This window comes from Stutzerimonas frequens (assembly GCF_024448335.1).
Classification (GTDB): domain Bacteria; phylum Pseudomonadota; class Gammaproteobacteria; order Pseudomonadales; family Pseudomonadaceae; genus Stutzerimonas; species Stutzerimonas frequens.
In genome coordinates this window covers 214,937-228,445 of sequence record NZ_JAMOHM010000006.1, presented here as the reverse complement: position 1 = coordinate 228,445, position 13,509 = coordinate 214,937, and the positions used below count along the sequence as shown (strand labels likewise).

Genomic DNA, 13,509 nt, shown 5'->3' with positions numbered 1-13,509 from the left:
CAGAACCAGTAGCTGTGCTCTGACCCATAACAAAACACAACATATTGTGTTGACAGTTTTTCCAGCCTGACTATCCTTCCGGCAACGACTTAGCTCGTGAGCGGCCGAGTCAGGACTATTTTCCTTGCGATACCACCATGCGCCGCCATGCGGGGCAGGTTCATGCAATAACGACGCGAGGGCCCGAACAGGCCTGCGCAGACAGACTCAGAACGCGATCAAAAAATAGAATCCGGAGCCCCCATGCAAAACCAATCCACTCGCGAGAACCCGCTGTCAGCCGATGCACCGGATCTGGCGGCTACCGCCCCGGGCCAGCTGCGCGTGATCAAGCGCAACGGTACCGTCGTCCCCTACACCGACGACAAGATCACCGTCGCCATCACCAAGGCCTTTCTCGCAGTGGAAGGCGGCAACGCTGCCGCTTCCTCGCGCATCCATGACACCGTTGCACGCCTGACCGAGCAGGTCACCGCCACCTTCCGTCGTCGCATGCCCTCGGGCGGCACCATCCATATCGAGGAAATCCAGGACCAGGTCGAACTGGCCCTGATGCGTGCCGGCGAGCAGAAGGTCGCCCGTGACTACGTGATCTATCGCGAAGCCCAGGCTGCCAAGCGCAAGAGCGCCAACGACAGCAGCGACATCGCCCAGCCGCACCCGAGCATCCGCGTGACCCGCGCCGATGGCAGCCAGCAGCCGCTGGACATGGGCCGTCTGCAGACCATCATCACCGAGGCCTGCGAAGGCCTCGCCGAAGTCGATGGCGCGCTGATCGAGCGCGAGACCCTGAAAAACCTCTACGACGGCGTGGCCGAGAAGGACGTCAACACCGCCCTGGTGATGACTGCACGCACCCTGGTCGAGCGTGAGCCGAACTACAGCCAGGTCACCGCGCGCCTGCTGATGGACACCCTGCGTGCCGAAGCCCTGGGCTTCCTCGGCATTGCCGAAAGCGCCACCCATCACGAGATGGCCGACCTCTACGCCAAGGCCCTGCCGGCCTACATCGAGAAAGGCGTCGAGTTCGAGCTGCTCGATTCCAAGCTCAAGAGCTACGACCTGGCCAAGCTGGGCGCCGCGCTGAACCACGAGCGTGACCAGCAGTTCACCTACCTCGGCCTGCAGACCCTGTACGACCGCTACTTCATCCACAAGAACGACATTCGCTTCGAACTGCCGCAGATCTTCTTCATGCGCGTGGCCATGGGCCTGGCCATCGAGGAAGAGCAGAAAGAAGCGCGCGCCATCGAGTTCTACAACCTGCTGTCGTCCTTCGACTACATGGCTTCGACGCCGACCCTGTTCAACGCCGGCACCCTGCGTCCGCAGCTGTCCTCCTGCTACCTGACCACCGTGCCGGACGACCTGGGCGGCATCTACGACGCCATCCGCGATAACGCCCTGCTCTCCAAGTTCGCCGGCGGCCTGGGCAACGACTGGACCCCGGTGCGCGCACTGGGCGCCTACATCAAGGGCACCAACGGCAAATCCCAGGGTGTCGTGCCCTTCCTGAAAGTGGTCAACGACACCGCCGTGGCGGTCAACCAGGGCGGCAAGCGCAAGGGCGCGGTCTGCGCCTATCTGGAAACCTGGCACCTGGACATCGAGGAATTCCTCGAGCTGCGCAAGAACACCGGTGACGACCGTCGTCGTACCCACGACATGAACACCGCGAACTGGATTCCGGACCTGTTCATGAAGCGCGTCTTCGACGACGGCCAGTGGACCCTGTTCTCCCCGTCCGACGTCCCCGACCTGCACGACCTCACCGGCCGCGCCTTCGAGGAGCGTTACGAGTACTACGAGGAGCTGACCAAGTACGGCAAGATCAAGCTGTTCAAGACCCTGCCGGCCAAGGACCTGTGGCGCAAGATGCTCTCGATGCTGTTCGAGACCGGCCACCCGTGGCTGACCTTCAAGGACCCGTGCAACCTGCGCAGCCCGCAGCAGCACGTCGGCGTGGTGCACAGCTCCAACCTGTGCACCGAGATCACCCTGAACACCAACAAGGACGAGATCGCCGTCTGCAACCTGGGCTCGATCAACCTGGTCAACCACATCGTCGACGGCAAGCTGGATTCAGCCAAGCTGGAGCGCACCGTGCGCACCGCCGTGCGCATGCTCGATAACGTCATCGACATCAACTACTACAGCGTGCCGCAGGCGCAGAACGCCAACTTCAAGCACCGCCCGGTCGGCCTCGGCATCATGGGTTTCCAGGACGCCCTGTACCTGCAGCACATCGCCTACGGCTCCGATGCCGCGATCGACTTCGCCGACAAGTCCATGGAAGCCATCAGCTACTACGCCATCCAGGCCTCCTGTGACCTGGCCGACGAGCGTGGCGCCTACTCCAGCTTCGACGGCTCGCTGTGGTCCAAGGGCATCCTGCCGCTGGATTCGCAGCAGATCCTCATCGAGGCCCGTGGCCAGAAGTACATCGACGTCGACCTGTCCGAATCCCTGGACTGGGCGCCGATCCGCGAGCGCGTGAAGAAAGGCATCCGCAATTCCAACATCATGGCCATCGCGCCGACCGCGACCATCTCCAACATCGTTGGCGTGTCGCAGTCCATCGAGCCGACGTACCAGAACCTGTACGTCAAATCGAACCTGTCCGGCGAGTTCACCGTGATCAACCCGTACCTGGTCCACGACCTCAAGGCCCGCGGCCTGTGGGACCCGGTGATGGTCAACGACCTCAAGTACTACGACGGCTCGGTGCAGCAGATCGAACGCATCCCGCAGGACCTGAAGGACCTGTACGCCACCGCCTTCGAAGTGGAAACCAAATGGATCGTCGACGCCGCCAGCCGCCGTCAGAAGTGGATCGACCAGGCCCAGTCGCTGAACCTGTACATCGCCGGCGCCTCGGGCAAGAAGCTCGACGTGACCTACCGCATGGCCTGGTACCGTGGCCTGAAGACCACCTACTACCTCCGTGCCCTGGCCGCGACCAGCACCGAGAAGTCCACCATCAACACCGGCAAGCTGAACGCAGTGTCCAGTGGTGGCAGCGAGGCGGCGAACTCCGCCAGCGCCGCGCCGGCTGCAGAGCCGAAGCCGGCTCCGGTGCCGCTGGCTTGCAGTATCGATAACCCCGACTGCGAAGCCTGCCAGTAACAAAGGGAGGCGGACGCATCTGGACGGCGATCGCCGCGTTGCCTGCCGAGCCGGACCCCATCACGTACAGCTGTACGCTCAGGGGTTCCGACTCGACAGGCGCCTTGCGCTCACTCGCCCAGCTCCGCCCTCGCACCGAGTGGTGCTGATTCGTAGGGTGGATGCCGCTTTTCGCATCCACCGATACGGCCAACCAAGGTCGACAGCGACCAACAAATTCCGCGCTTTTGCGTGCACAACCAAAAGCCACCCATACACCCGACCGGCCAAGCCCCGGTCCCCAATCAGGAGCAATCGCACATGCTGAGCTGGGACGAATTCGACGAAGAAGAAACCACCACCGCCGCGCCGGCCCCCGCTACCGCACAGCCGGCAAGCCAGGCCACCGCCAAGCTGGACAACGAAGCCGCCGGTTCCGTGGAAGAAGCCCGCGCCGTTGCCGCTGACGATTCCGACGCCATCGCCCGCGCCAAGCGCGCGCTGGACGAACTGGACGTGCGCGAAGGCCTCAACGAACTGGAAGGCGAAGCCGCCCGCGTGCGCGTCGACGAGAAGCGCATGATCAACGCCCGCGCCGACCTCAACCAGCTCGTCCCCTTCAAGTACGACTGGGCCTGGCAGAAGTATCTGGATGGTTGCGCCAACCACTGGATGCCGCAGGAAGTGAACATGAACGCCGACATTGCCCTGTGGAAGAGCAAGGACGGCCTCAGCGAAGACGAGCGCCGCATCGTCAAGCGCAACCTCGGCTTCTTCTCCACCGCCGACAGCCTGGTCGCCAACAACCTCGTGCTGGCCACCTACCGCCTGATCACCAACCCCGAGTGCCGCCAGTACATCCTGCGCCAGGCCTTCGAAGAGGCGATCCACACTCACGCCTACCAGTACTGCATCGAGTCGCTGGGCATGGATGAAGGCGAGATCTTCAACATGTACCACGAGATCCCGAGCGTCGCGAAAAAGGCTAGCTGGGGCCTCAAGTACACCCGCTCCATCTCCGACCCGACCTTCCAGACCGGCACCCCGGAGACCGACAAGCAGTTCCTGAAGAACCTCATCGCCTACTACTGCGTACTCGAAGGCATCTTTTTCTATTGCGGCTTCACCCAGATCCTCTCCATGGGCCGCCGCAACAAGATGACCGGCACCGCCGAGCAGTTCCAGTACATCCTGCGTGACGAGTCCATGCACCTGAACTTCGGCATCGACATGATCAACCAGATCAAGATCGAGAACCCGCACCTGTGGGACGCCGAAATGAAGGACGAAGCGACCCAGATGATCCTCCAGGGCACCCAACTGGAAATCGAATACGCCCGCGACACCATGCCCCGTGGCGTGCTCGGCATGAACGCCGCGATGATGGAGGACTATCTCAAGTTCATAGCCAACCGTCGTCTGACGCAGATCGGGCTGAAGGAAGAGTATCCGGGCACCACCAACCCGTTCCCGTGGATGAGCGAGATCATGGATCTGAAGAAGGAGAAAAACTTCTTTGAGACGCGGGTTATTGAGTATCAGACGGGTGGGGCTTTGAGCTGGGATTAAATGTAAAGATTGTCGCAGAACCATAAATGAGCCCTGCTAATGCAGGGCTTTGCTTAAGAGTTTTTCACTAGGACGCCGAAAATGCTCTCTTGGGAAAAGTTGCTAAACCCTGTTCGCAGGAAAGATCTTCATGGCTCAAGCGAGACCATAGGCACTGCTTCGAAAAGAACAGAGATCGAGCGTGATTACGATCGCATTCTGTTCGCAACACCAACTAGGCGCCTAGCTGATAAAACGCAAGTATTTCCAATGGAGGAAAACGACTCTGTCAGGACTCGTCTGACTCACTCACACGAAGTCAGCAACCTAGCCAGGGGAATTGGTATTCAGCTTGCGTTTGAGCATGCAGAACGGGTTTTTGGGCCAGACCACGAAAAGCTAAACGTTAAAAGGAACATTCCTCCTTTATTAGCTGCCGTAGGACTAGCACACGACTTGGGCAACCCTCCGTTCGGGCACCAAGGCGAATTAGCAATGCAACAATGGTTTGCGGAGCGGAATGATGAAAATTTTGACCTCGATTTCCTAGAGTTCGACGGCAATGCTCAGACGTTCAGGCTACTGACTCGGCTACAGGTGTTAAACGATCAATTTGGTTTAAACCTCACGCTCGCAACATTGGCGGCATTATTAAAGTACCCGAGCATTTACGGCTCAGAAAATAAAGGCGGATTCAAAAAGGCCGGGATATTCAAAAGTGAACGAAGCATAGTTCAAGAAGTATGGGAACATACTGGACTATCTGAAGGCATAAGACACCCCCTCGCATATATCATGGAGGCTTGTGACGATATCGCCTATTCAGTTATTGATGCGGAAGATACAGTCAAGAAAGGCTACGCATCTTTCTATGATCTCATGGATTACCTCGACAGTAATTCGCATCAAGACGAGGTCATCGAAAGAGTCATTACCTCATCCAAACGTAAAAATGAAGAGTTCAGAAAGGAAAACCTTAGCTCTCGCGAGCTGAACGACATATCGATGCAAATGTTTCGCGTGACAGCGATTTCTGAAATGGTTAATTCAGCAATCAGTGTTTTTGTAGAAAAAGTTGACGACATAATGAGCGGAGAAATTGCCCCCGGCTTCGAAATCATTAAAAACTCCAGCTGCCGCCACCTTTGCGCAACGACCAAAAAATTTGATTTTCACTTTGGTTTCCAACATAAAGATGTGTTAAAGCTCGAGTTGCAAGGGAGCAATCATATAAAAAGCATGATGGACATGCTCTGGGACGCTGTTTCCAAAGGCGAAAGCAGAGATCACCCATTCGAGCGTTACGTTTTCGGAGCCATTTCAGAAAACTACAGGAGAGTCTACAAGGACGCTGTTACGACTGGAGGCCATGAAAACCCGAACTACCCAAAAGCGCAATTAATTTGCGACGCACTCTCCGGAATGACTGAGTCATACCTCATTAAGAAGCATAACGAATTTAGATCATTGACAGGCTTCTCCCAATAGCATGCGAGCAGTCGCCTCATTCTCTAACCTAAAGTCTAGGGTAGAAAGGTTTTTTGATACCGCACCCAAACGGCCAATGACCAAAAACCAAATCCCCCTAGACTTAAATGATACTTCCACGAAGACGGGAGGCGCCGCCTATGCCTTCAAAAAGCCAAAAGATTTTATTGAATTAATATCCAAGAACTCCCCCTACTCTGACATCTATCTTTTTGGAGGAATACTCCGCGACATAGCCATGTTCGGAAAAAAAGGTTTCTGCTCAGATATTGACATAGTCATAGATGGGAACTGGGAAGACTGTTTTAATATAATCTCAAACCTTGGACTCACACCGAACAAATTCGGCGGCTACAGACTAACTGTCGCCGGCTGGCCAATTGACATATGGCACGCAAAGGACACATGGGCTGTAGCTCGCGGCTTCGTAAAATACGAATCAATTCATTCCCTAACCAAAACAACAATTCTAAACTGGGATGCCATACTAATGAACTGGCGCTCCCGTGAAGTCATTTGCGATTCTAGCTACCTAGAAAGCTTAGAAAGAAAAAAAATGGATATAGTGCTTTTGCACAACCCAAACCCCAAAGGAGCTGCCGTCAGGGTCTTTAGACATTTATGTCTTAAAGATGCGAGAAGCATAACGCAAAGCACAGCCCTTTACTTAATTAATACAACAAAACAGTTTTCGCTGCGTGAGCTAAAAGAATACGAGCTTTATAGTTACAGCAATACGTTTATCGAGCCCAGCATTTATGAACTTTTTAAAAAAGCCCAAGAAATTGAGGCACTATCTACAAGAGACCGCATCGACGAAGCTGCAAAGCTTTTACTTATGCAAGGCGTAGCACCCTCTTTTAAACAAATGCACTGGGACTTTTCTTGAGCTTCTCCTTTCTATGCAACTAGAAATGAGCCACACAAAAGTGAACAGTTTATTTTCAGGTGATGGCGCGCTGCTTGATGCCCCCGCCACGCTTTCCTCGTCCCAACCGGCAGATTTCGCCTGCACGGCGAGTCACTTTCTCTTGTCTGGCCAAGAGAAAGTAACAAAAGAGAAAGGCCACCCCGACATCCGGGTCTGACCTCCGGCCAGACTTCCCTCGCTCCGGCGCTGCTCCGGGGGCCGGCTTACAAGGGCCATCCTTGGCCCTTTATGCGGGGGCGCCTAGCCCTCTCGCCGCATCCATGCGGCTCGTCCCCCTACGCAACACCTCCACTCGGCCTCCTGACAGGGATCGGAGTCCGAGTCGCCCGAGAGTCCTTTGGATTATTTATTTCTTCTGCACGGACCGGCAGGCAACACCAACCGCCCCTTCAGGAGGGTGAGCGGAATCGCCGTGGAAGGGGTTGAGCGGCATGGATGCCGCGAGAGCCGCGATGGGCCAGGGATGGCCCTTCGCGGCGTGCCCCTGGAATGGCGATGGAGCAAACGAACCCGGAGCGAAGCGCAGGGCCGGATGTAGGGGCAAGCCCTTTTGGTTCCTTTTGGCGGGGCCGGCCATCCGGGCGACTGCCAAAAGGGACCCGCCCAGCAGGGCGGAACCAATGTATCAAGCAGCTCGGAACCAGCAGCGGCACGGACGCAAACAACCAGCGAAGCTACAACTCACACAACCCACCCGGCACCTTCATCACCCACTCCCTCACCGCCCGAACCGTCGGATCATCCCGACGGCTCTCCGGATATACGAGGTGAAACGGCTTGCCCTCCATCTCCGGCCCGAATGGCTGCACCAGCCGCCCGTCCCTCAGTTCGTCCTCGATCAGCTGCCGACTCATCAGCGCCACACCCTGCGCGCCGAGAGCGGCGGAGATGGCGTGGGTCTCGTCGGAGAAGACCAGCCCGGCGCTGACGTCCAGCCCCGGCACGTTGGCGAGCTTTTGCCACGACGCCCAATGAATCGGCGCGGACAAGGCGGCTTGCGCACGGAAGTGGATCAACGGGTGTTTGGGCAGCTCGGCTACATCACGCAAGCCGAGGTGCGGACTGCAGACCGGGACGAAGGTGTTGTCGAACAGCTTCTCCGCCACCAGCCCGGGCCAGCGGCCGTCGCCGTAGCGGATGGCGATATCCGCCGTGACGCCATCCAGCGCGACCGGTTCATGGGAGGTGTGAAAGCGCAGGTCGATATCCGGGTGGGAATCGCGTAGCAGGCAGACCCAGGGCACCAGCCAGCGCACCGCGATGGCCGGTGTGGTGCTGAGGGTGATCGCCTGGCGGCAGGGCTTAGCGCTGAGGCGTTCGACCGTGGCACTGATGCTGTCGAACGCCGTCTCCAGCGTCTGTTGCAGCTCCCGTCCCGGCTCGGTCAGCTCCAGCTTGCGCGGTTTGCGCAGGAACAGCGCCACGCCGAGCGACTCCTCCAGCGAGCGAATCTGGTGGCTGATCGCCGTAGCCGTGACGGACAGCTCCTCCGCAGCCTGTTTGGCGCTCTCGTGGCGAGCGGCGGCTTCGAAGGCGCGCAAGGCGGAAAGCGAGGGTAACCAACGGTGCGCCATGGCTGAGTTTCTCTCATCTGTAGTTGGAAGAAATGGTCGTTTGCCGCTCGTACAGCCTAGCCCTAGGCTGGATTTACCGCGAACGACAGATGAATTCAATCACAGGAGAATCGCCATGACACACCTTCTGCACCTCGACGCCAGCGCCCGCCCCGGCCTTGCCGGCAAGGACGAACACGGTTCTCACAGCCGCAACCTCAGCCAGCGCTTCATCAGTCAATGGTTGGAGCGTCGCCCGCAGGATGGCGTGACCTACCGGGACATCGGCCAGAACCCGCCCTCTTTCGTCAGCCACGACTGGATCGCGTCGGCCTTCACGCCAGAGGAGCGTCAGCAACCCTGGATGAAGGATGCCCTGGCCGAAAGCGACAGGCTGGTGGACGAACTGCTGGCGGCCGATGTACTTGTCATCGGCACGCCGCTCTACAACTTCGGCATGCCGGCGGCGCTCAAGGCCTGGATCGATCAGGTGGTGCGCCTGAACCGCACGGTCGGCATGGACGAGAGCAACCCGCTCGATCCCTACGTGCCCATGCTGGGGGATCGGGAGCGGCACGCGGTCATCCTCACCGCCCGGGGCGGCGTAGGCTTCGGCCCCGGCGGCGCGATGGCGCACATGAACCATCTGGAGCCGAACCTGGCGACCGCGCTGGGTTTCATCGGAATCACCCGCATCCATCAGATCGCCATCGAAGGCCAGGAAATCGGTGGCGAGCTGCTGGCCAGTTCGGTGGCCGAGGCGCTGCGTCAGGTCGATGCGCTGGTCAGCACACTCCAGGCAACCGTCGAGGCACCCTTGCCTGACGCTCACCGGCAGGCAGAGTGCGCTGCGATGTAGCGGGCCATGCGTGGAAAGCATTCCGTTTTCCACGCTACGCTCTACGGCCGACACGGGTGGAGACAGCGGAGCACGCATGGCGACCGATACCAGCTTCATGCAATACGTGGCCGAACAGATCGACCTTGGCGGCAGGCTGAGTTACCGGAAGATGTTCGGCGAGTACGCCGTCTACCTGGATGAAAAGGTCGTCGCGCTGGTCTGCGACAACAGCCTGTTCATCAAGCCCACCCCGGCGGCCGCAGCGCTTGCGCCGCAGTTGCCGCAGCGGCCGCCTTACCCTGGCGCAAAGGTGTATCCGGTAGCCGACGAGCTACTGGACGATGCCGACGTGCTGCGCCACCTGGTGATCGAGACGGCGCAGCACTTGCCGGTCCCTGCACCGCGCAAGCCGAGGAAGAAAACGCCAGATAAGGCTGCCCCGTAGCGGCAGACTGCATCGTTCGTAGCATCGATCGCCCTGCGGCGTCACCTGGCCAGTCGCATACCGCCCGGTACAATGCGCCATTTTTCGTACCGCCCCGGAGCACCGCCATGTTCACCCTCACCCACCTCGACACCCCGCCGCCGGAATCGCTGAAAAGCCAGGTGCTGCAGATGGTGGTGGATTATCTCGGTGACATCAGCCCGGTTTCGCTGCAGCCCAGCAACCCGCTGTATCAGCTGTACCAGTACGTGGTGGGTTTCGAGGTGCACCGCTACCTGGACAGCATGGACGGTGCGCAAGCCGGCAAGCCCGAATTGATCATGGCGCTGGATGCGGACGACCCGGCTATCCTGCTCGGCTTCGCGTTGTACCTGCCCTATCTGGATGATCCCGACGCCTGTGCGCTGGTTTATCTGGCGGTGCAGGCCGAGCATCGCCGGCGGGGCATCGGTCGGGCCATGGTCGACGCGATGGTGGCGCGCTATCCCCATGCCGAAGTGGCCTGCGTAGCGAGCAAGGTGCCCTATTTCCAGAAGCTCGGTTTTCAGCCACTGGCGGCGCGCGGCCCACAGGTGGTGATGAATACGCGAAACGAGGCTTCGAACGGTGCGGTGGCGGTGCAGGATCTGGAGCCGATATTCCAGTCCAAGGAAGTCCGGCAGATCTACAGCTACCTGGTGCAGCAGAACGGCCGCAAGGCGATGAGCGAGGCGGAGAGACAGCGCGACCGGCTGCTCGATCAGTTGGCACAGCAGGCCAGTCATCTGATCGATGCCCACACCTCGGCCAAGCGCCTGCATTGACTGCCCCGCCAAACTCGCCGCGGGCGCGATCTGCTGATCAGCGCTTCACGCAGACGAATAGCGCGTTCCCTGAAACCTCGTCCCAGGGCACGATCTTTTCGTAGTCATGCTCGAGCACATGCACTTTGAAGTACGGCGCCAGCAGCGCGCGCAACTCGGCAAAGCTCACTGCCACCATCGCGTGTTCGTCGTTCCATACCTGGCTCTGATCGGCGGCGGTTCTGCCGATGCGCAGCCTCAGCTGTTGCTGCTCCCCTTCCCCCGGGTAGTGCCAACCCGAGCTGAAGGTGAACAGGCCGTCCGCATGCCGGGCCGTGTGCGAGACGAATGACGCGTTGTCGATCCGGCGCTTGTCCACGGCGTTGAAGCAGAACAGCCCGCCGGGGGCCAACGCGGCATGCGCGCTGGCGATGCACGACTCGAGTCTGGTCAGCCCGGCGCTGTAGTGGATGGAGTAAAGAAAGCAGGTGATCAGATCGGCCGGCTGCTCGACTGCAAAGCCACACATGTCCTGCAGGGAAAACTGCGCTTCCGGACAGCGTGCGGCGGCTCTGTCCAGCATCGGCTGGTTGATGTCGACCCCGCCGCTGGTATAGCCGGCATCGATGAAATGCCGGACGTGCGGGCCAGTGCCGCAGGCGAGGTCCAGATGCCTCGTCCCGCCGTTGCCGAACAGCTGCTGCAATCGCTGGACACAGTGGCTTTGCGCCCGGTAGTCGATGTCCGCGCACATGAGGTCGTAGTAACCCGACAAGTCGGTATAGAGAGCATCGCCGGGCATGATGACCTAAAGTGCGGGGTCGATGGGGCGCGCATATTATCCCGGTCGGCTGCGATTCGCCCGGCATTTGCGCTTGAGCCGACGCGTCCATACGGGTTGCTCAGCTTTACGGGTCTAAAGCTCACCGCCTTTTTGAGCGGGCTGGACTCGCCCGATCACGCTCAGGCAGGGGCGACCGGCCCCGCGAGCCTGTCCAGGCACAGCTGTTCCATGCTGGCGGCCCAGGCCTGCATGCGATCCGCTTCGAGTTGCACCAGCATGGCGTAGCGGCGCCCGCCCCATACCGAAAGATGCAGCGCTTCCAGGGTTGCCGGCGAGGGACGCACCGGAAGGTCAGGCGCCGCATCGATGACACGGTGCCAGGCGCCCAACAGATCCTCGTAGGCCCGACGCTGATGCTTGGGCTCGGCCACCAGCGTTTCCAGTTCGAGCATGTCCGGGTGGAACCAGGGCAGCCGTGACTCGACCCCGGCAAGGGTGCGGACCAGTCGCCGGATGCGCTCGGGCCAGGCAAGCGCGGTTGGCGCTACGGCTTGCGCGTCGATGGCCTCCAGCAGCTGCTCGACGCAATAACGCACGTAGCCCGAGTGCAGCGCGTGCTTGTTAGGAAAGTAGTCATACAGGGTGCCGATGGCCACGCCGGCTTCCAGGGCAACCGCGCGGGTCGTCAGTCGAGACCAGCCGTCGCGCTGCCATATCCGAACATAGGTGTCGAAAATCGCCTGAACGGTGGCCTTGGCGCGCTGCTGAGTCGGCCGTTTGAGCGGCTTGGCGCTCGGCAATCGTGTGCTCATGAAATCCGAACCCGGCGGTGAAACGAAAGGGATAGAGTCGAAGTCGTCCATTTACGAACCCAAGGTGCCATCGATGAGCGTCATCCGCCAGTTGCAGAACAACAAGAAAGACATGCAGCAGACCCGCATTCAGACCCGACCGATGCCGGAACCCGGCGAAGCCCTGCTGCGTATCAGCCGGCTGGCACTGACCACGAACAATGTCACCTACGCCGCGTTCGGCGAGACGCCTCACCTGCGCTATTGGGACTTCTACCCCACCGGCGATGGCGAGTGGTTTCACATGCCGGCGTGGGGCTTCGCCGAAGTCGTGGAGAGTACCGTCGATGGCCTGGCGAAGAGCGAACGCTTCTACGGCTTCTGGCCGATTGCCAGCCATGTCGTGATGCAGCCGGTACGCGTCTCCGAGCGCGGTTTCTATGACGGTGCCGAGCATCGACTGGAACTCACCTCGGCCTACAACCAGTACCAACGCATCAGCAGCGACGCCGCCTATCGCGCCGAGAGCGAAAACTACCAGATGCTGCTGCGACCACTGTTCATCACCTCGTTCATGCTGGCCGATTTCCTCGACGACAACGCCTTCTTCGGCGCGCGCCAGATCCTGATGTCGAGCGCCTCGAGCAAGACCGCGTACGGCACGGCGTTCTGCCTGCAGGACAACCCGGCCGTGCAGCTGATCGGGCTGACTTCCGCCGGCAACACTTCGTGCAAGGCCTGGGTTGCTACCATCAGGCCTTGGGCTACGACCAGCTCGCTTCGCTGGACCCGAGCGTGCCCACGCTCTACGTCGACTTCTCCGGCAGCGCCGATCTACGCCGGCAGATCCACAGCCATTTCAAGGATGCGCTGGTGTACGACTGCTTCGCCGGGTCAGCTCAGAACCACGAATACAGAAAGACGGACGCAACGCTGGCCGGTCCGCAGCCACAGCCCTACTTCGCGCCCTATCAGATCAAGAAACGCAACGCCGACTGGGGCCCTGCCGAGGTAACCCGCCGCTTCAACGAGGCGCAGCTGGCCTTTATCGCTCAGGTTAGCGATGCGCAGCAGACCTGGATGCAGGTGCACGAACACGCTGGTCTGGAGTCCGCACAGGCGCTGGCCGAATCCCTGATCAAAGGCGACATCAATCCGCTGGAGGGTCACGCCGTGGTGCTCGACTGACCAGGTAATCGGATAACCACAGCGAGCGCGACCGGTCGATGCAGCTGGCGTAT

At 59.8% G+C, this 13,509-nt stretch carries 11 protein-coding genes and 1 pseudogene; 9 read left to right on the top strand and 3 right to left on the bottom strand.

Going from position 1 to position 13,509, the window contains the following annotated elements:
* The first annotated feature begins 243 nt into the window (after positions 1 to 243).
* The 5 genes from NAO55_RS11205 to NAO55_RS11185 all read left to right on the top strand — a co-directional run bounded on the left by NAO55_RS11205 (position 244) and on the right by NAO55_RS11185 (position 7,229).
* Positions 244 to 3,126 carry a ribonucleoside-diphosphate reductase subunit alpha gene (locus NAO55_RS11205; RefSeq protein WP_102840911.1) on the top strand — a complete coding sequence of 961 codons (2,883 nt, stop codon included), beginning with the start codon at positions 244 to 246 and terminating at the stop codon, positions 3,124 to 3,126.
* 300 nt (positions 3,127 to 3,426) lie between these two features.
* Complete coding sequence (locus NAO55_RS11200; protein ID WP_102840910.1) at positions 3,427 to 4,674, top strand: ribonucleotide-diphosphate reductase subunit beta; 1,248 nt, start codon at positions 3,427 to 3,429, stop codon at positions 4,672 to 4,674.
* Between the two features lie 81 nt (positions 4,675 to 4,755).
* A complete protein-coding gene (locus tag NAO55_RS11195; protein WP_013982411.1) occupies positions 4,756 to 6,141 on the top strand; it encodes a deoxyguanosinetriphosphate triphosphohydrolase family protein in 1,386 nt (461 codons plus the stop codon).
* A 76-nt stretch (positions 6,142 to 6,217) separates the two neighbouring features.
* On the top strand, positions 6,218 to 7,030 hold the full coding sequence (locus NAO55_RS11190) for a hypothetical protein (RefSeq protein WP_146030733.1): 813 nt from the start codon (positions 6,218 to 6,220) through the stop codon (positions 7,028 to 7,030).
* A gap of 25 nt (positions 7,031 to 7,055) precedes the next feature.
* Entirely contained in the window at positions 7,056 to 7,229 is a 174-nt protein-coding gene (locus NAO55_RS11185) for a hypothetical protein (RefSeq protein WP_180981652.1), read from the top strand.
* Positions 7,230 to 7,746: 517 nt separating this feature from the next.
* Here NAO55_RS11185 and NAO55_RS11180 read toward each other — a convergent pair.
* Entirely contained in the window at positions 7,747 to 8,646 is a 900-nt protein-coding gene (locus tag NAO55_RS11180) for a LysR substrate-binding domain-containing protein (protein ID WP_102840909.1), read from the bottom strand.
* 115 nt (positions 8,647 to 8,761) lie between these two features.
* Here NAO55_RS11180 and NAO55_RS11175 point away from each other — a divergent pair, with 115 nt between their 5' ends.
* The 3 genes from NAO55_RS11175 to NAO55_RS11165 all read left to right on the top strand — a co-directional run bounded on the left by NAO55_RS11175 (position 8,762) and on the right by NAO55_RS11165 (position 10,714).
* Positions 8,762 to 9,484: an FMN-dependent NADH-azoreductase gene (locus tag NAO55_RS11175; protein WP_102840908.1), complete on the top strand. Its 723-nt coding sequence runs from the start codon at positions 8,762 to 8,764 to the stop codon at positions 9,482 to 9,484.
* A gap of 76 nt (positions 9,485 to 9,560) precedes the next feature.
* Positions 9,561 to 9,911: a TfoX/Sxy family protein gene (locus NAO55_RS11170; protein WP_102840907.1), complete on the top strand. Its 351-nt coding sequence runs from the start codon at positions 9,561 to 9,563 to the stop codon at positions 9,909 to 9,911.
* A gap of 107 nt (positions 9,912 to 10,018) precedes the next feature.
* Positions 10,019 to 10,714, top strand: coding sequence for a GNAT family N-acetyltransferase (locus tag NAO55_RS11165; protein WP_102840906.1), 696 nt, complete (start codon positions 10,019 to 10,021; stop codon positions 10,712 to 10,714).
* 37 nt (positions 10,715 to 10,751) lie between these two features.
* Here the strand turns inward: NAO55_RS11165 and NAO55_RS11160 are convergent, their stop codons facing one another.
* Positions 10,752 to 11,495: a class I SAM-dependent DNA methyltransferase gene (locus tag NAO55_RS11160; protein ID WP_102840905.1), complete on the bottom strand. Its 744-nt coding sequence runs from the start codon at positions 11,493 to 11,495 to the stop codon at positions 10,752 to 10,754.
* A 161-nt stretch (positions 11,496 to 11,656) separates the two neighbouring features.
* Entirely contained in the window at positions 11,657 to 12,289 is a 633-nt protein-coding gene (locus NAO55_RS11155) for a TetR/AcrR family transcriptional regulator (protein ID WP_102840960.1), read from the bottom strand.
* Between NAO55_RS11155 and NAO55_RS20975 the strand changes: the two are divergent.
* Positions 12,288 to 13,456, top strand: a pseudogene (locus NAO55_RS20975) (DUF2855 family protein). The gene NAO55_RS11155 and the pseudogene NAO55_RS20975 sit on opposite strands and share 2 nt — an antisense overlap.
* Positions 13,457 to 13,509: the final 53 nt, after the last annotated feature.

Bases quoted from the DNA above. Each gene is read 5' to 3' on its own strand.
- NAO55_RS11205 (WP_102840911.1), top strand. From the start codon at position 244: ATGCAAAACCAATCCACTCGCGAGAACCCGCTGTCAGCCGATGCACCG.
- NAO55_RS11200 (WP_102840910.1), top strand. From the start codon at position 3,427: ATGCTGAGCTGGGACGAATTCGACGAAGAAGAAACCACCACCGCCGCG.
- NAO55_RS11195 (WP_013982411.1), top strand. From the start codon at position 4,756: ATGCTCTCTTGGGAAAAGTTGCTAAACCCTGTTCGCAGGAAAGATCTT.
- NAO55_RS11190 (WP_146030733.1), top strand. From the start codon at position 6,218: ATGACCAAAAACCAAATCCCCCTAGACTTAAATGATACTTCCACGAAG.
- NAO55_RS11185 (WP_180981652.1), top strand. From the start codon at position 7,056: ATGAGCCACACAAAAGTGAACAGTTTATTTTCAGGTGATGGCGCGCTG.
- NAO55_RS11180 (WP_102840909.1), bottom strand. From the start codon at position 8,646: ATGGCGCACCGTTGGTTACCCTCGCTTTCCGCCTTGCGCGCCTTCGAA.
- NAO55_RS11175 (WP_102840908.1), top strand. From the start codon at position 8,762: ATGACACACCTTCTGCACCTCGACGCCAGCGCCCGCCCCGGCCTTGCC.
- NAO55_RS11170 (WP_102840907.1), top strand. From the start codon at position 9,561: ATGGCGACCGATACCAGCTTCATGCAATACGTGGCCGAACAGATCGAC.
- NAO55_RS11165 (WP_102840906.1), top strand. From the start codon at position 10,019: ATGTTCACCCTCACCCACCTCGACACCCCGCCGCCGGAATCGCTGAAA.
- NAO55_RS11160 (WP_102840905.1), bottom strand. From the start codon at position 11,495: ATGCCCGGCGATGCTCTCTATACCGACTTGTCGGGTTACTACGACCTC.
- NAO55_RS11155 (WP_102840960.1), bottom strand. From the start codon at position 12,289: ATGAGCACACGATTGCCGAGCGCCAAGCCGCTCAAACGGCCGACTCAG.